The sequence below is a fragment of the Citrobacter sp. Cf087 genome (assembly GCF_030334285.1).
Lineage (GTDB): Bacteria > Pseudomonadota > Gammaproteobacteria > Enterobacterales > Enterobacteriaceae > Citrobacter > Citrobacter freundii.
This window is the reverse complement of record NZ_JAOWED010000032.1, coordinates 332,978-348,450: the sequence shown is the minus strand read 5'-3', so window position 1 is coordinate 348,450 and position 15,473 is coordinate 332,978. Positions and strand designations below refer to the sequence as shown.

Here is a 15,473-nt window from a genome sequence, read left to right as displayed (position 1 = left end):
CTGGCAACAATACGTGTTTTTGCGACACAGAAACCGGTTACAGTGCTCATTTTACAACAAGATGCTTATAAATCCGGGCATTCAACTTTGCCAAGTGCTTCCCAGTAGTTGTTCTGGTTATTTCTTTGTATTGCCAGAATAGCCTCGCGGATATGCTGCTGATTACGTGTATCAGACATAATCGTTTTTTCCCACACGTCATCGGATGGCGACCCCTGTGGGGTGCAAATCTTGCGTAAGTCCTTCAATACAGTATTTTTTTCATGAACGGACTGTAGAGAGCCGTAAGCCGAATCGGCCTGCGCTAAACCCGGCAGCGTGAAAAGAATGGCAATAAGCGGTAAAGCGGCTCGTTTCATGATAATAATCCTTGTTGTCGATGCGCATCATCTCAAGAGTAAGTGTAGACGGCATGCGTCTCACTCATCAGCCTGTGTTAATTTCTAAACAAATAATCAGCCAGAAGTTGTAGTTTTTCAGGAGGATAGGATGCAAATACAGATTACAGATACCATTACCGAAGACGATCAAAATGCCCTGCTTGCCGGATTGCGCGCCTACAACCGCCAGTTCCTGCGAACCACCAACTTTGGCGACCTGGCGGTGTACTGGCGCGATGAAAGCAATGAAATTCTGGGCGGGCTGATTGGCAAAATCAAAGGCGAATGGCTGTGCATTGATTTCCTGTGGATGCATGATTCGCTGCGCAAAGGCGGTTACGGCACAAAATTGATGCAGGCTGCCGAGCAGACAGCGCGTGAGAGAGGATGCCTGCATGCATTGGTGGATACCATGAGTTTCCAGGCGCTGCCGTTTTATCAGAAAAACGGCTATCAGCTGCAAATGACCCTCGATAACTTTCCGGAAACCGGCTCCGCGCGGCATTATTTGTCGAAAACGTTTTGATGACCGGAAGCTCTGGACGCCGCCTCACTTTCTTGCGCAGCAGAATAGTGTATGTTCTGAACAATCATTTATTTCTTAAGCGGTAAAGAGATGAGACGGATTGAGATAATACTGGGGGAGCTGGAACGGCTGACGCGAGGACTGAATCTTGCCCATCTGGCGCAGGAAACGGCGTTCACAGCAGAAGCTATCGGCTTTAACCTCGGACTGGCGCGCAACTCGGTCAGTAAAGATCTCAATCAGCTCTGGAACGACGGCCTGGCGATTAAAAGCCGCGGACGCCCGGTATTCTTTCTGCATCGTCAGGCGATTGAAACGCTGCTGGGGCGCAAACTGGATGAGTCCGAGCGTGAAGTGCAAACCGTTGCCGACCTGTTGCCTGTTCAGGAAAACCAGGCGACAGACGATCCCTTTTCTGGCCTGATTGGTTACGATCGCAGCCTGCGCGACGCGGTGGAAAAAGGCCGCGCGGCGGTGCTGTATCCCCACGGGCTGCACGTTCTGCTGACCGGTCCCTCCGGCGTCGGCAAAACCTTTTTTGCCGAACTGATGCATCGTTTCGCCTGCGAACGCGCAGTGGGAGCGTCGCCGCCGCTGGTTTACTTTAACTGCGCGGAATACGCCCATAACCCGGAGTTGCTTTCTTCGCACCTGTTTGGTCATCGACAGGGGGCATTTACCGGCGCAAATGAAAATAAACCCGGTCTGGTCGAGCAAGCCGACGGCGGCTATCTGCTGCTCGACGAAGTGCATCGTCTGCCGTATGAAGGTCAGGAAAAGCTATTTTCTATTCTCGACAAAGGCGAATACCGGCCGCTGGGTTCCAGCGCCGTGGTGCGGTCAATCTCGGTTCGCCTGATATGTGCGACCACCGAACCGGTAAGTTCGGCGTTGCTGCGCACTTTCCAGCGACGTATTCAGGTATGTATCGATCTCCCCGGCATCCGCCAGCGTTCGGTGGAAGAGCAGGTTGAACTGATCGTTGGCTTCTTACAGCGTGAGAGCCGCAAAATCGAGCGTACGATAAGCATCGACCGTACCCTGCTGCTCTGGCTGTTGAACAAGCCGCTGGAAGGCAACATTGGTCAGCTTAAGAGTGACATTCAGTTTCTCTGCGCCCAGGCCTGGGCCTCAGGGATGACCGAGCACAGCGACACGCTACAGCTGGATAAACGTCTGACCGAGATCCCCTTTAACGCCACGCCGGAACAACGTCTGTTGGTTGGAGCGCTGTTCGAAGGCAAAGAACACCTGAGCATCGATGCCCGCACGCTGCCCGCGCTGAAAAATTCGCTGGCCACCGGAGCCGAAATTGAAGAGAGCGATCTTTTCTACAGCTTCCTGACCCGCGAATATATCAACCTGCGTAACAGCAACGTGCCGCCAGCCGAAACGCTGGCAATCCTCAAAAACAAGCTCAGTTCGATATTTGAATATGGTCTCTACAGCCGCGACAGCGTGGCGCATCCTCCGCGCTATGGCGATCAGATTGAAGAGCGAGTCACGCTGCTGATCGGCTGCGTTGAACAGGTGCTCGGTTTTACGCTGCCGGAAAATCTGGTTAACCCGCTGCGCAAACACTTCCTGGCGCTGATTGGCTATGTGCAACGCGGCCTTATTCCGCAACTTTATTCTTCCAGCCTGATCCTCGATCGCTGCAAAGATGAATACGAAAACGCTACGCTGTTATGCCGAAAAATCAATGAACTGCTGCATATTCAGTGTCCGGCGACGGAGGTGGTCTGGCTGTGCCTGTTCCTCAAAGAGTGTCGCCATTACCGCCAACGGATTGACGCCAGTCCTGACTGCGGGGTGATTTTGATTGCCCACGGTGCGACGACCGCCACAAGTCAGGCGCAGTACGTGAATCGCGTGCTGGAGCGCGAGGTGTTCAGCGCTATCGATATGCCTTTCGAGCAGTCGGTGCATGACACGCTGGAAGCCCTGACGCAGATGATCCAGACCCGGCAATATCGCCGATTGATCCTGATGGTGGATATTGGTTCACTGGTCCATTTTGGCAGCACGATCAGTAAGTTATTCCAGATAGACGTACTGTTAATGCCCAATATCACGCTCACCAGCCTGCTGGAGATTGGGCTGGATTTAAGCTACGAAACCAGCGACTTGCCGCAGCTGGCGGCGTTGATGCAGAGCAAAAATATTCCCTGTCAGCTTTGTACTCCGCAGCAGGAAAACAGCGGTAAAGTGCTGGTTATCTCCTGCATCACCGGGATGGGAACGGCAGAGAAAATCAAAAAGGTGCTGGAGGAGAGCTTCGGTGAGTTGATGTCGCAGGATACGCGGATGGTTATCCTCGATTACAACGAAGTTCGCAGCCTGGAGCGTGTTCAGCAGGCGATTAACGCCAGTGAACGCCTGGCGGGAATAGTGGGCACTTTCCAGCCAGGACTGCCGGATATTCCGTTTATCTCGCTCGAGGAGCTGTTCTCTGAGCAAGGCCCCGAGCTGGTACTCAGCCTGCTGACGCCAGATCTCTCCAGCAGCGAACGCCGTCTGGAGATGGAGCGCAGCGCGATGCGCTTTATCAGCGCGTTGACTATGGAGAGCATCATTAACCATATTTCGGTGCTCAACCCGCAGCGTATTCTCAAAGAGATGGAAGGCGTGCTGAATCATCTGACCACCGCGCTTTCGCTCAAACCGAGCCGTCAGGTGACACTGCGCTTCCTGATCCACTGCTGCTGTATGGTCGAGCGTATCGTGATTAACCGCAAACCGTTACAGATGGCGCTGGAGAACAAGCCGGATCTGGATAATCGCGCGTTTAGTGTCATTAAATCCGCTTTCCTGCCGATCGAAGAAGCCTATGCCATTCGCTTATCGGACGCGGAATATTTTTATATCTACGAACTGCTGTATAGCTAATCCCTTTACTGGCGCGGCTTTCTGCCTCGCCAGCGCTCCTCTCTTCCCCGCGTGACACAAATTCTGGCACAGCCTTTGCTCTTACTTTGATGAGTTTGCCGGATGGCGGCATAAAACGCCTTATCCGGCCTACAAAGCACTTGCCGTAGGCCTGATAAGCGAAGCGCCATCAGGCATTGCAAGTCTCATGTAATCGAGCCAGGAGGCCATTTTGACTACCACTGAATCCTTGCCCCAGATCCTGCTGCTGACCCATGGCGGCTGGGGGCAACAGCTTTGCAACAGCCTGCGCATGGTGATGGGTGAAATCAAAGGCGTGACGGAAATTGCGCTGATGCCCGTTGATACGCTCGGCGAGTTTTATCAGCGCGTCGAAGCCGTAGTGAAAACCATGCCGGAAGGCTCACTGATCCTGACCGATTTTATTGGCGGCACCACCTCCAACGTGGCGGCGCGGCTGAGCGCCGATTACCCGGTGGCTGTTATTTCCGGGCTCAACGCCTCTTTGCTGCTGGAGGCGCTCGACAAACGCGAGCATGGCCAGTTGACCACCTGCGTGGCTGAACTGGTCGACGCCGGGCGTAGCAGTTGCCTGGACGTTGTCGCCCACGTGCGTCAATTACAACAATCACAATAAGGAAAAAACATCATGGCAAACATCGTCTTATGTCGTATCGATAGCCGTCTGATTCATGGACAAGTGGTGACCAAGTGGGTTGGGCAATCTCAGGCCAACCGGATTGCGGTGGTTAGCGATGAGCTGGATGCCGATCCGTTTATGAAAAACATCTACCTGATGGCCGCGCCGCCAAACATCAAAGTGGATTGCTTTGGTAACCAAAGTTTTGCGGCCGCCTGGAAAGAAAACCAGCTTGGTGACGGCAAAGTGCTGGTGCTGTTCCCTTCTCTGGCGGCGGTTCAGGAAGCGGTCCAGTTGGGGTTTGACGTCACTACCATTCAGGTCGGTGGGCTGGGCGGTGGGCCAAACCGCAAAGCGGTATTCCAGAACATTACGCTGGATGAAAAAGACGTCGGCATTCTGAGCGACCTGAAAAATCGTGGGATTCAGGTGTTCTTCCAGACTATCCCGGAAGATAAGCCTCAGTCGCTGGACGATATCCTGAAAAAATTCTAATTCTTTGATAACAGGGTACTTAACTATGGATACTTTAGTCTTTGCAAGCCTGATGGGGTTGTATTACTGGTTTGCCCGATTACGCCTTGGCTACACCTTCTCCGCTATGCTGCTGCAACCGGTCGTGATTGCCGTATTCGTTGGCTTGCTGTTAGGCAACATGGAAACGGCGATGATCATCGGTGCCGGTATGCAGCTGGTTTATCTCGGCGTGACCTCTACGCCAGGCGGTAACGTCCCGTCGGATCCTGCGCTGGCCGCCTGTATTTCAATTCCTATCGCTGTGAAGGCCGGAATGGACCCGAACCTGGCTATCGCGCTGGCGATCCCGTTTGGCGTCATCGGCGTGTTCCTCGACCAGTTGCGCCGCACGTTAAACGCAGCGTGGGTGCATATGGCCGACAAGCATGCGGAAACGGCCAATATGGCGGGCATTATGCGCTGTGCATTCCTCTACCCGGCGTTGCTTGGCCTTGTACTGCGTTTCCCGGTGGTTTTCGCCGCCAACTATTTTGGTCAGGACGTGGTGGAAAGCTTCCTCAAGCTGATGCCGCACTGGCTGACGCACTCCTTTGAAATTATGGGCGGCATTCTGCCAGCGTTGGGCTTCGCCATTACCATTATGGTGATCGGTAAAAAGAGCCTTCTGCCGTGGTTTATCGGCGGTTTCTTTGCGGTGCTGTACCTGAAGGTAGACATCATGGCGATGGCAATCTTTGGTACCTGCGTGGCTTTCCTGATTAAAGGTCTGGCGAAAAATGAAGGAGCAGCATGATGAGCAGCGACGTAATGCAACATGAACTGGTGGAGCGTGCGCGTGAAAGCGGCACGCTGACCAAAGCCGATATCACCAAAGCCTGGTTTATCTACTGGCTGGGTGCAGAAGTTTCCAGCTCCTATGAGCGTTTGCAGAGCCTGATTTTCTGCGCCTCGATGACGCCGATCATCAAAAAGCTCTACCCGCAAAAAGAGGAACAGGTAGAAGCGCTGAAACGCCATCTGAACTTCTTCAACTCAGAGCAGACGTTCGGGGCGGTGATTCAGGGGATCTCCATTGCGATGGAGGAACAGAAAACCCGCGGCGAGCCGATCAGCGATGCTTCAATTACCGGGATTAAAACCGGGCTAATGGGACCGCTGGCCGGGATGGGGGACTCGATCATCTGGGCCGCCGTGATGCCGCTGTTAATTGCTATTTTTATCCCATTCGCGGCAAATGGCAGCGCGATGGGCGGAATTGTACCGTTAATCCTCTACCCGGCCATTACGTTGGCAATCAGCTACGGTATGGTGCACAAAGGCTATACGCTGGGACGTGACTCGATAATTGGTCTGCTGCAGGGAGGGCGAATAAAGGAACTGATCTACGGCGCGAACGTGCTGGGCCTGATCATGATGGGCGCGCTTTCTGCGAGCTACGTCAAGATCACCACGCCGCTAAAACTCAGCGCCCTGAAAGGCTCTGAAGTGGTGGTTCAGCAAATCCTCGACTCTATTGCCCCCGGTCTGTTGCCGCTGGCGGCGGTGTTCGCCATTTATTTCTATCTGGTGAAGAAAGGGCCGCGTTACACCACGATTTTGCTGTCGATTGTCGCACTCAGCGTGGTCTGTTCGCTGCTGGGAGTGTTGTAAGCCATGACACAGAATATCTATCAACAATTGGGGCTAAAACAGGTGATTAACGCCTGTGGCAAGATGACGATTCTGGGCGTTTCCAGCGTCGCGCCGGAAGTGATGCAAGCCACCGCGCGGGCAGCTTCGGCCTTTGTTGAAATTGACCGGCTGGTGGACCGTACCGGTGAATTGGTTTCCCGCTACACCGGCGCGGAGGACAGCTATGTTACTTCGTGCGCCTCGGCGGGTATTGCGATTGCCGTTGCCGCCGCCATTACCCGCGGTGACCAGGCTAGTGTCACGCTGATGCCGGACAGCGCGGGTATGGCCAATGAAGTGGTCATGCTGCGCGGGCATAACGTTGACTACGGGGCGCCCATCACCAGCGCGATCCGCTTAGGGGGAGGACGGGTGGTGGAGGTTGGCTCAAGTAATCTGGCGGCCCGCTGGCAGTTGGAGAGCGCGATTACCGATAACACCGCCGCGCTGCTGTACGTGAAATCGCACCACTGCGTGCAGAAAGGCATGTTGAGCATTGCAGACTTCGTACAGGTTGCGCAGGTTCATAACCTGCCGCTGATTGTCGATGCCGCCGCCGAGGAAGACTTACACGCCTGGGTGGCGAGCGGGGCGGATATGGTGGTCTACAGCGGAGCAAAAGCCTTTAACGCGCCGACCTCCGGGTTTATCACCGGGAAGAAACAGTGGATTGCCGCGTGTAAAGCGCAGCACCACGGAATTGCCCGGGCGATGAAGATCGGCAAAGAGAATATGGTCGGGCTGGTGTATGCCCTGGAAAACTATCATCAGGGGCAAACCGTGGTCACCGCCGAAGAGCTTCGCCCCGTGGCGCAGGCGATTTCAGCGATTCGCGGACTGGATGCGGATATTGAGCAGGACGAAGCCGGGCGCGCCATCTGGCGGATTCGTATTCGGGTGAATGCACAAGAGCTGGGGATGGATGCTTACGCCGTAGAAGCGCAGCTGCGAGAGGGTGATATCGCGATTTACGCTCGCCGTTACAACCTTCATCAGGGCGTCTTTAGTCTTGACCCGCGTACGGTCGCAGAAGGGGAAATGGCACTGATCGTGGCCCGACTAAAGGAGATTGCAGACCATGCAGCACATTAATTTTTATCGCAATAAAGTGGCTATTAACGTGCTGGCGAAGGATATCGCCAACGCCCGGGAAATCTATGACGCTGCCGAAGGTCACGCGGTGATCGGCATTCTTTCGGCGCAGTTCTCCTCGGTTGAGGAAGGGGTTAAGGAAGTAAAACGCTGGATGGTCGACGTGCCGTCGATTTCCGTGGGGCTGGGGGCGGGCGACCCGGCGCAGTATTACAAAGCGGCGATGATTGCCTCACAGGTCCATCCGGCACACGTCAACCAGACCTTTACCGGCTGTGGTTTTGCGGCTGGGGCGCTGGCGGCAACGGGCGGTGAACAGACCCATATCAACGCGTTAGTCAGTCCCACTGGCACGCCGGGGGAAGTGTTGATCTCCACTGGTGTCAGCAGCAGCCAGGGCACGCCAGCCCGCGTTTCCTGTGATGCAGCGGTACGCATGATGCTGGACTCTGGCGCGCATGCGGCGAAGTTCTTCCCGATGGGCGGTGAGCAGTCCCTGCCTGAGTTGTACGCACTGGCGACGACAGCGGTGTGCAACGGCATGACGTTGATTGAGCCGACCGGCGGTATCGATCTCGATAACTTCGGCATTATCCTGCAATCCTGTCTGGAAGCAGGAGTACCGCGCGTCATGCCGCATGTTTACAGCTCGATTATCGACCCACAGACCGGTAATACCCGGCCTGCAGATATCATCAGGTTGATGGAGATAGTCAAAGCCCTGGTGTGATGTTGCTATCGCCGGATGGCACACAAAAAATGCCCGGTAAGCGTTAGGTGCTACCGGGCATTTTTGCGAACACCCTTCCCTGAAAATGAATATATTGCACCAGCATGTATTTATCCTCGAAAACGCCTCGCAAAGGGGTAATTTCCCTGATGTCGTCTGTAGCATTGGCGAGTAATGTCCCGTCATCTTGTTCTTCCGGTGACGGACCGCCATGCAAAAACCAACAACATCTACACCGCATGATGCGGTGTTTAAAAAATTCTTAGGTCATCCAGATACGGCGCGGGATTTTCTTGATACCTATCTTCCTGCGTCATTACATGAGCTTTGCGATCTGGATACACTGAAACTGGAACCCGGGAGTTTTATTGAGGAGGATCTGCGTGCCAGCTATTCCGATGTTCTGTGGTCGCTAAAAACTAGAACCGGTAAAGGCTATATCTACGCGTTGATTGAACACCAAAGCTCGCCAGATGCTCATATGGCATTCAGGATGATGCGTTATGCCATTGCTACGATGCAGAAGCATCTTGATGCAGGACACAAAACGCTGCCGCTGGTGGTGCCGATACTTTTTTATCATGGCGTTGACAGCCCGTATCCATACTCGCTGTGTTGGCTGGATGAATTTGATGATCCACAAACTGCGCGGCAGCTTTATGGCTCTGCCTTCCCGCTGGTAGACATCACGGTGGTGTCTGATGATGAGATTATGCAGCATCGGCGGATGGCGCTACTTGAGCTTGTCCAGAAGCATATACGTGAACGTGACCTGATGGTGCTGGTGGATAACCTGGTTGCTCTGCTGGTTAAGGGATACGCTAATGACAGCCAGGTAGAAACGCTATTTAATTATCTGATGCAGTCTGGCAGCGCACCGCGTTTCGAGGCGTTTATTCGCGAGGTGGCTTTACGCGTTCCCCAACACAAGGAGAGATTAATGACTATTGCAGAATGCTTACGCGAGTCGGGGCGAAGAAGGGGTTTATTAGAGGGTAAACTCGAAGGTAAACAAGACGAAGCGTTGCGGATAGCCCATGCCATGCTGGAGAAGGGTATTGATCGTGAACTGGTGCTGATTATTACCGGACTTTCGTTGGACGAACTGGCGGCACATTCAGACTAATCCTTCTCTTTCCCTGTTATGCCTTTTTCTTCTTGCTGATGCTTTTTCGTTTTTTAAACCGCAGCGACCTTGCCGCTATAGTCATTTCATTACTCATCAGGCGGTTATTGCAAAAGGATAGAACGTGAAGCTGAAGATACCTTTTTTTGGGGCCGGGGCGGCGGTATTACTGGCGGGGTTATTGCTGGCAGGATGCGATCAACAGAGCAGTGATGCAAAGCATATCAAAGTGGGTGTGATTAACGGTGCCGAGCAGGATGTGGCGGAGGTCGCGAAGAAAGTGGCCAAAGAGAAGTACGGCCTCGATGTTGAACTGGTGGGTTTTAGCGGTTCTCTGCTGCCCAACGATGCCACTAATCATGGTGAGCTGGATGCCAACGTCTTCCAGCATCGTCCGTTCCTCGAACAAGATAATAAAGCACACGACTATAAGCTGGTTGCGGTGGGCAATACCTTTGTGTTCCCGATGGCAGGGTATTCGAAGAAAATCAAAACCGTCGCTGAACTAAAAGACGGTGCAACGATTGCGATACCTAACGATCCAACCAACCTCGGGCGGGCGCTGTTGCTGCTGCAAAAAGAGAAGTTAATTACGCTGAAAGCGGATACCGGCCTGCTGCCAACAGCGTTGGATATCACTGAAAATCCGCGGCATCTGAAAATTATGGAACTGGAAGGCGCGCAGTTGCCGCGCGTATTGGACGATCAGAAAGTGGATGTAGCGATTATCAGTACCACCTACATCCAGCAAACCGGGCTTTCCCCGGTACATGACAGCGTATTTATCGAAGACAAAAACTCACCGTACGTGAACATCCTGGTGGCGCGAGAAGACAACAAAGATGCCGAGAATGTGAAAGAATTCCTGCAATCTTATCAGTCACCGGAAGTGGCAAAGGCGGCAGAAACTATCTTTAACGGCGGCGCGGTTCCGGGTTGGTAATCGTGACCCGTTGTCGCGCCGGTTGGGGTTAAACCGCTCTGGCGCGGCGACGTGAGTCCATTGAGATCAGTACTACCGATGAGAGGATTAAAAGCGTGCCCAGCCAGTCTGGCAGGGTAAACGTAATACCTAACAATAGTAGTGACAGCAACGCGCTGCTCAACGGTTCTGCGCAGCTTAAAATGCTCGCTTTCGGTCCGCCAATCATCTGCGCGCCTTTCAGGTACAGGCTAAACGTCAGCGACGTGCCGATGACCACCAGATAGAAAAACGCCAGAATCAAACTGCCATTCACCACAAAATTAGTACCCTGTCCGGCATAAAACGGCAGCAGGATCATGCCGCCGATTAACATACTCCAGCCGACAACCGGCAGCGTGCCGTAGCGCGCGATAAGCGTTGAGGGGTAGGTGGTGTAGAACGCGGCGGCAAACGCCGAGGCAATTCCCCAGAACAGCGCGGCAGGTGAGATAGACAGCGACGTTGGGTTACCGTGGGTGACCAGTAAGAAGGTGCCGATAAGCGAGGTGAAGATTGCGGTCAGCACTAAAATCCCCGGTCGAGCTTTGCGCACCACGGAAAACCACGCCACGATAATGGTCGGTGACAAAAATTGCAGCACCGTCGCGGTAGCGGCGTTGGATTTTTCAATGGTCAGCAGAAAGGTGAGCTGTACGGTGAGCGCTCCAACTACGGAAAAAATCAGCAGGCTGATGGCGTCTTTGCGGTTTTTGATAATGGAGAACACTTTGTCGCCGTGAACGAAAGAGAGCATCAGCAGAATCAGCCCGGCGAAAATCAGACGTGTCATGGTCAGAAACTGCGACGACATCTGACTTTGCTCCATGATGTACTGCGCGCAAACGCCTGAACTTCCCCACAATACGGCGGCAATCAGGACGTTCATCATCCCTCTTCTGGTGGAACTCATCTTTCCCTCGGCATGCTGTTTTGTTTTATTTGTGTGCAGGCATCATAGCAGAGATAGCGAAGCGAGTGAGACATGACTGGTGTAGCCCCCCACGCGGCAGGGGGCTTCGGTAGTTATTTTATGGCGCAATCGGCGTCAGATAATCCAGCCGTAGCGGTTCGGCTAGCAGATCGTTCATTTGTAGAATGAACGCCTGGAAATGTGGCAGAGCGATATGCTCGTCCAGACCGGCCTGACCGTGCCAGGATTCGCGCACGTAAAACACATCCGGCGTGTCGCGTAACTGGAACAGGGCATATTCAATATTGCCCGGCTCCCGGCGAGTAGGCAGTAACAGAGCCTGCAGTGCCTGTTTCAGTGCATCGATTTTCCCTGGTTTGGCTTTCAGTACCGCAATAATTGAAATCACTTCTGAATCTGACATGTTAAAACCCCTCCAGCACAATCTTGCCGACCGAACGACCGGTTTCAATTTGCGCGTGGGCTTTTTGCAGATTTGCCGCGGTGATCGCGCCAAAATGTTCGCCCAGCGTGGTGCGGAGGGTGTTGCTGTCGATCAGCTGTGCCACGCGGGTCAGTAACTGATGCTGCGCAATGATGTCGTGGGTGGTAAACATCGAACGGGTAAACATAAACTCCCAGTGCAGCGAAATGCTTTTGGCCTTCAGCGGACGCGCATCGAGAGTGTGCGGATCGTCAATCAACGCCAGTTTGCCCTGCGGTGCCAGGGCGGCAATAATTTGCGAATAGTGCTGCTCGGTATTGTTCAGGCTGGCAACGTGCGTCACCTCTTTAATGCCTATCCGTGCCAGCTCTTCCGTCAACGGCTTGCTGTGGTCAATCACATGATGAGCGCCCGCTTCACGAACCCATTTCTGGCTCTGCGGACGTGATGCCGTACCGATGACGGTCATTTTGGTCAGCTTACTGGCCAGTTGCGTCAGAATAGAACCGACGCCGCCAGCCGCGCCAACGATCAATAACACATCATCTTCATTGCTATTTTCCTCAACGCCCAGACGGTCGAACAGCATTTCCCAGGCGGTGATGGCGGTCAGCGGCAGCGCCGCAGCAGAAGCATTATCCAGTGTTTTTGGCTTCAGCGCGGTAATACGTTCATCAACCAGCTGAAATTCACTGTTACTGCCAGCGCGGCCCAGCGCTCCGGCGTACCAGACTTCATCGCCAGGTGTGAACAGGGTGACGGTTTCACCCACGGACTTCACCACGCCAACGGCGTCCCAGCCCAGAACGCGCGGCACATCGGCGTTAAAACCTTCGCGAACCTTGGTATCAACGGGATTGACGGAAATGGCTTTCACTTCAACCAGCAGATCGTGCCCGGTAGCGACTGGCATGGGCAGGTCAATCTCTTGTAAAAATTCAATGTTATTGCCGTCGGTCGCGGCGCGGGTAATAGCGATGGCTTTCATGGTCTCTCCGGTCACAGGAATCAGTTGAATAATTCGATGGTAAACCGGTAGCAGAACGGGAAAAATAGCCCTACGGCGACAGGACTTATACTCGGGGAGTGAAAATGTTCCGGCTTGAAGATCTCACGTTGTTTGTCCGCGCCGCGGCGCTGAATAGTTTTAGCGATGCCGCGCGAGAAGTCGGCGTTCAGCCTGCTCAGGTCAGTTCAGCTATCAAGCGACTGGAGTCTACGTTGGCTATCCGCTTGTTCGCCCGCTCCACGCGCAGCCTACGCCTGACGCCGGAGGGCGAGGTCTGGCTACCCTATGCCCGCCAGATGCTGGACGTGATGCATGCCGGGCTGCAAAAAATTCAGACCCCAGAAGATGAAGTTTCTGGCACGCTGCAAATCGCCGTGCCTTCCGATCTTGGCCGTAACCTGCTGCTGCCGGTCTTTCAGTCGTTTCGACGCCGCTATCCCGCGCTGCGCCTGCGGATTTTTTTCTCTGATCAGGTGACGGATGTCTTTAAAGACCCCGTCGATGTTGCGTTTCGCTATGGCAATACCGAAGATGCGTCTTACATTGCGCTGCCCGTTGCACCGAGTAACCGACGTGTGCTGGTGGCATCACCGGAATGGATTGCACAAAACGGCGCGCCGCAAACCCCGGATGATTTAACACAGCTCAACGCCATGACCTTCGTATTACGCGGCCGTCTGCACGATCGCTGGACGTTTACGCGCAACGGCGAGGTCAGTAGTGTGCAGGTTAACGGCACCATTATGAGCGACGATGCGGAAGTGATCCGACGGCTGGCAATTGCCGGGGAAGGTGTGGCGTACAAGTCGTGGCTGGATGTCAGCGAAGATGTGCGTGACGGTCGATTACAACTGCTGATGCCGGATTATCAGGGGGAGAAAGTCCCGCTGAATATGATTTGCCCCCATCGGAAGCAGCTTTCAAGAGCAGTCCGTCTGCTGCACGACGCAGTGAAGGCGCGGTGTGAAATGCTGGCGCAAAGCTAATAAGCGCTTTACGCCAGAATACTATCGCGTCGTTACTCAGTCTTTTTTCGCAGCGTTTGCAAAGAAGATATCAGACTGAATGTCTTTGGTGCGGATGGTAAATAGCTGATTAGTCAGATCTTCCGTCAGCTTCTCGGCGTCGGCCATGATGCGCAGGTTGAAGTCATTCAGCATCTTATCGGCGGCTGGTTTATCAGTTTTCGCCATCTTCAGATACTCTGCTTCAACCTCTTTTTGCTCCTTGGCCACTTTGTCTTCCCACGCTTTGTAGGCTTTTTTGACGATTGGCGCGAGCTTCGGATAATCGGTCATCGTCAGCGTTTGTAATTTACGATATTTCCAGTAGATAGACTGATCGTCCGCTTTATCGGTACCCATCGTATAGTTAGCCGGATACGCTTTCAGGCCGCTGTAGTACGGAACAAAGGCGGTGAGATCAGCCATGCCCAAACCAATGTAGGTCGTTTCACCGATCTCTTTTGGCAACCACGGACGGACCTGCATAACATGCGCTTCATAGGTGCGGAAGACGCTGACCGGACGCCATGGCTCTTTGCCGTTCAGACCGTTGGTGTAGGGGTCATGGCTGGTGCCTTCATAATGGTTACGCAGTACGGCCTTCACATCGTCCAGTGTCATTTTCTTCTCTGGCGTCATGAAGACCGGGAATTCACGTCCTTTGGCCATATCCTGGTTTACGGAAGGATTGAACTCTTTCTGGATGGTCCAAACGCGAGGGTCGTTATACGTGCGGTCACGCTCATCATCACGGGTATAGGCTTTGGAGAAGTTGAATTTGCCATCTTTTGCCGGTTCGTACAGACCCTTTTCGGTCGCAAATTGAATCAGGTTTTTTGACGCCATCATGTCCGGGTTTTTCGGATCGTAATCCTGTAAGCGGCCCTGGTTACCGGTGGCAAAATACTGGTTATTTGGCAGACGCTGCGCCATCCACTGATGGCCGCTGCCGGTTTCCAGATACCAGATCTCGTTATCGTCGACGACGGCAACGCCAAAGCCTTCGCCTGCGCCGACGGTCTCAACGATATGGCCCAGTAGCGCCACGGCTTCACGCGCGGTTTTACTCTGCGACAGCAGAATATCCGGAATATCGTCTTCGGTGATCCCTTTATCCTCAACGTACGGGTCGGCGGCCAGCGCTTTTGGTGAGGCAAAAATAGATTCTGTGCCGCTCACGCCAACGCCCAGCTCGTTAAATCCGGTCGCGCCGTGCAGTTGGGTTTTCCAGTTTGGAACAGTGGTATAACGCAGCGAGTTTTTGGGTAGCGGCCAGGTAAAGTCATTCGCACCGTTATGTGCTTTGGTGCTGTATACCCCGGTCTGATTCTGTTTTGCCGGGTGAATGACAAAATGTTGCGCTTTCAGGGCATCGCTGTCAGCGCTACGGGCAACCAGCATCGAGCCGTCCGCTGATGCTTCGTTACCGACCAGCAGGGTCGTACAAGCAAAACCTGATGAAACAACGGCCAAATTTATAGAAAGTGCAATCAGGCACTTTTTAAAAGTAAACATTACGTATCCCTCATATGTACGCCAAAAATACACCGGAAACATACCGTTTCCTGAAATGCGATAACGCCTGAACCTTCAGACATTGCTCGCGAGAG

The 15,473-nt window shown here is 53.6% G+C and carries 16 protein-coding genes; 11 read left to right on the top strand and 5 right to left on the bottom strand.

What is annotated here, in order from left to right; all coding sequences use genetic code 11:
• Window positions 1-65: 65 nt before the first annotated feature.
• Window positions 66-359: a YicS family protein gene (locus OGV57_RS23235; RefSeq protein WP_003840665.1), complete on the bottom strand. Its 294-nt coding sequence runs from the start codon at window positions 357-359 to the stop codon at window positions 66-68.
• Window positions 360-489: 130 nt separating this feature from the next.
• Here OGV57_RS23235 and OGV57_RS23230 point away from each other — a divergent pair, with 130 nt between their 5' ends.
• The 10 genes from OGV57_RS23230 (at window position 490) to nlpA (ending at window position 10,474) form a co-directional block, all read left to right on the top strand.
• Window positions 490-906, top strand: coding sequence for a GNAT family N-acetyltransferase (locus OGV57_RS23230; RefSeq protein WP_003023951.1), 417 nt, complete (start codon window positions 490-492; stop codon window positions 904-906).
• 90 nt (window positions 907-996) lie between these two features.
• Window positions 997-3,795 (top strand): transcriptional regulator DagR, encoded by a 2,799-nt coding sequence (dagR, locus tag OGV57_RS23225; RefSeq protein WP_054528905.1) that lies wholly within the window; start codon window positions 997-999, stop codon window positions 3,793-3,795.
• 211 nt (window positions 3,796-4,006) lie between these two features.
• Window positions 4,007-4,432, top strand: coding sequence for a PTS sugar transporter subunit IIA (locus OGV57_RS23220; RefSeq protein WP_003023957.1), 426 nt, complete (start codon window positions 4,007-4,009; stop codon window positions 4,430-4,432).
• 12 nt (window positions 4,433-4,444) lie between these two features.
• Complete coding sequence (locus tag OGV57_RS23215) at window positions 4,445-4,930, top strand: PTS sugar transporter subunit IIB (protein WP_003023959.1); 486 nt, start codon at window positions 4,445-4,447, stop codon at window positions 4,928-4,930.
• 25 nt (window positions 4,931-4,955) lie between these two features.
• Entirely contained in the window at window positions 4,956-5,705 is a 750-nt protein-coding gene (locus OGV57_RS23210) for a PTS mannose/fructose/sorbose/N-acetylgalactosamine transporter subunit IIC (protein WP_003023960.1), read from the top strand.
• Window positions 5,702-6,562, top strand: coding sequence for a PTS system mannose/fructose/sorbose family transporter subunit IID (locus OGV57_RS23205; RefSeq protein ID WP_005121522.1), 861 nt, complete (start codon window positions 5,702-5,704; stop codon window positions 6,560-6,562). Before OGV57_RS23210 ends, OGV57_RS23205 begins: the two co-directional genes overlap by 4 nt.
• Window positions 6,563-6,565: 3 nt before the next feature.
• Entirely contained in the window at window positions 6,566-7,675 is a 1,110-nt protein-coding gene (gene dgaE / locus OGV57_RS23200; RefSeq protein ID WP_054528904.1) for a D-glucosaminate-6-phosphate ammonia lyase, read from the top strand.
• On the top strand, window positions 7,662-8,405 hold the full coding sequence (gene dagF / locus OGV57_RS23195; RefSeq protein WP_054528903.1) for a 2-dehydro-3-deoxy-phosphogluconate aldolase: 744 nt from the start codon (window positions 7,662-7,664) through the stop codon (window positions 8,403-8,405). The genes dgaE and dagF overlap by 14 nt, the downstream gene beginning before the upstream one ends.
• A 211-nt stretch (window positions 8,406-8,616) precedes the next feature.
• Window positions 8,617-9,531 (top strand): Rpn family recombination-promoting nuclease/putative transposase, encoded by a 915-nt coding sequence (locus OGV57_RS23190; protein WP_003844476.1) that lies wholly within the window; start codon window positions 8,617-8,619, stop codon window positions 9,529-9,531.
• A gap of 124 nt (window positions 9,532-9,655) precedes the next feature.
• Window positions 9,656-10,474: a lipoprotein NlpA gene (gene nlpA, locus OGV57_RS23185; RefSeq protein WP_054528902.1), complete on the top strand. Its 819-nt coding sequence runs from the start codon at window positions 9,656-9,658 to the stop codon at window positions 10,472-10,474.
• A gap of 28 nt (window positions 10,475-10,502) precedes the next feature.
• Here nlpA and OGV57_RS23180 read toward each other — a convergent pair whose 3' ends face one another.
• The 3 genes from OGV57_RS23180 to OGV57_RS23170 form a co-directional block, all read right to left on the bottom strand.
• Window positions 10,503-11,405, bottom strand: a complete 903-nt coding sequence (locus OGV57_RS23180; RefSeq protein ID WP_003023973.1) for a carboxylate/amino acid/amine transporter — start codon at window positions 11,403-11,405, stop codon at window positions 10,503-10,505.
• Window positions 11,406-11,523: 118 nt separating this feature from the next.
• Window positions 11,524-11,829 (bottom strand): putative quinol monooxygenase, encoded by a 306-nt coding sequence (locus OGV57_RS23175; protein ID WP_003023975.1) that lies wholly within the window; start codon window positions 11,827-11,829, stop codon window positions 11,524-11,526.
• Between the two features lies 1 nt (window position 11,830).
• Window positions 11,831-12,838 carry a zinc-binding alcohol dehydrogenase family protein gene (locus OGV57_RS23170; protein WP_032950556.1) on the bottom strand — a complete coding sequence of 336 codons (1,008 nt, stop codon included), beginning with the start codon at window positions 12,836-12,838 and terminating at the stop codon, window positions 11,831-11,833.
• Between the two features lie 104 nt (window positions 12,839-12,942).
• Here OGV57_RS23170 and OGV57_RS23165 point away from each other — a divergent pair, with 104 nt between their 5' ends.
• On the top strand, window positions 12,943-13,845 hold the full coding sequence (locus tag OGV57_RS23165; protein ID WP_016151204.1) for a LysR family transcriptional regulator: 903 nt from the start codon (window positions 12,943-12,945) through the stop codon (window positions 13,843-13,845).
• Window positions 13,846-13,881: 36 nt separating this feature from the next.
• Here OGV57_RS23165 and OGV57_RS23160 read toward each other — a convergent pair whose 3' ends face one another.
• On the bottom strand, window positions 13,882-15,378 hold the full coding sequence (locus OGV57_RS23160; protein WP_005121531.1) for a C69 family dipeptidase: 1,497 nt from the start codon (window positions 15,376-15,378) through the stop codon (window positions 13,882-13,884).
• Window positions 15,379-15,473: the final 95 nt, after the last annotated feature.

Excerpts from the sequence above, each read along its gene's own strand:
- OGV57_RS23190 (WP_003844476.1), top strand. The coding sequence starts at position 8,617 with ATGCAAAAACCAACAACATCTACACCGCATGATGCGGTGTTTAAAAAA.
- OGV57_RS23210 (WP_003023960.1), top strand. The coding sequence starts at position 4,956 with ATGGATACTTTAGTCTTTGCAAGCCTGATGGGGTTGTATTACTGGTTT.
- dagR (WP_054528905.1), top strand. The coding sequence starts at position 997 with ATGAGACGGATTGAGATAATACTGGGGGAGCTGGAACGGCTGACGCGA.
- OGV57_RS23215 (WP_003023959.1), top strand. The coding sequence starts at position 4,445 with ATGGCAAACATCGTCTTATGTCGTATCGATAGCCGTCTGATTCATGGA.
- dagF (WP_054528903.1), top strand. The coding sequence starts at position 7,662 with ATGCAGCACATTAATTTTTATCGCAATAAAGTGGCTATTAACGTGCTG.
- OGV57_RS23230 (WP_003023951.1), top strand. The coding sequence starts at position 490 with ATGCAAATACAGATTACAGATACCATTACCGAAGACGATCAAAATGCC.
- dgaE (WP_054528904.1), top strand. The coding sequence starts at position 6,566 with ATGACACAGAATATCTATCAACAATTGGGGCTAAAACAGGTGATTAAC.
- OGV57_RS23170 (WP_032950556.1), bottom strand. The coding sequence starts at position 12,838 with ATGAAAGCCATCGCTATTACCCGCGCCGCGACCGACGGCAATAACATT.
- OGV57_RS23235 (WP_003840665.1), bottom strand. The coding sequence starts at position 359 with ATGAAACGAGCCGCTTTACCGCTTATTGCCATTCTTTTCACGCTGCCG.
- OGV57_RS23205 (WP_005121522.1), top strand. The coding sequence starts at position 5,702 with ATGATGAGCAGCGACGTAATGCAACATGAACTGGTGGAGCGTGCGCGT.
- OGV57_RS23160 (WP_005121531.1), bottom strand. The coding sequence starts at position 15,378 with ATGTTTACTTTTAAAAAGTGCCTGATTGCACTTTCTATAAATTTGGCC.
- OGV57_RS23180 (WP_003023973.1), bottom strand. The coding sequence starts at position 11,405 with ATGAGTTCCACCAGAAGAGGGATGATGAACGTCCTGATTGCCGCCGTA.
- OGV57_RS23175 (WP_003023975.1), bottom strand. The coding sequence starts at position 11,829 with ATGTCAGATTCAGAAGTGATTTCAATTATTGCGGTACTGAAAGCCAAA.
- OGV57_RS23165 (WP_016151204.1), top strand. The coding sequence starts at position 12,943 with ATGTTCCGGCTTGAAGATCTCACGTTGTTTGTCCGCGCCGCGGCGCTG.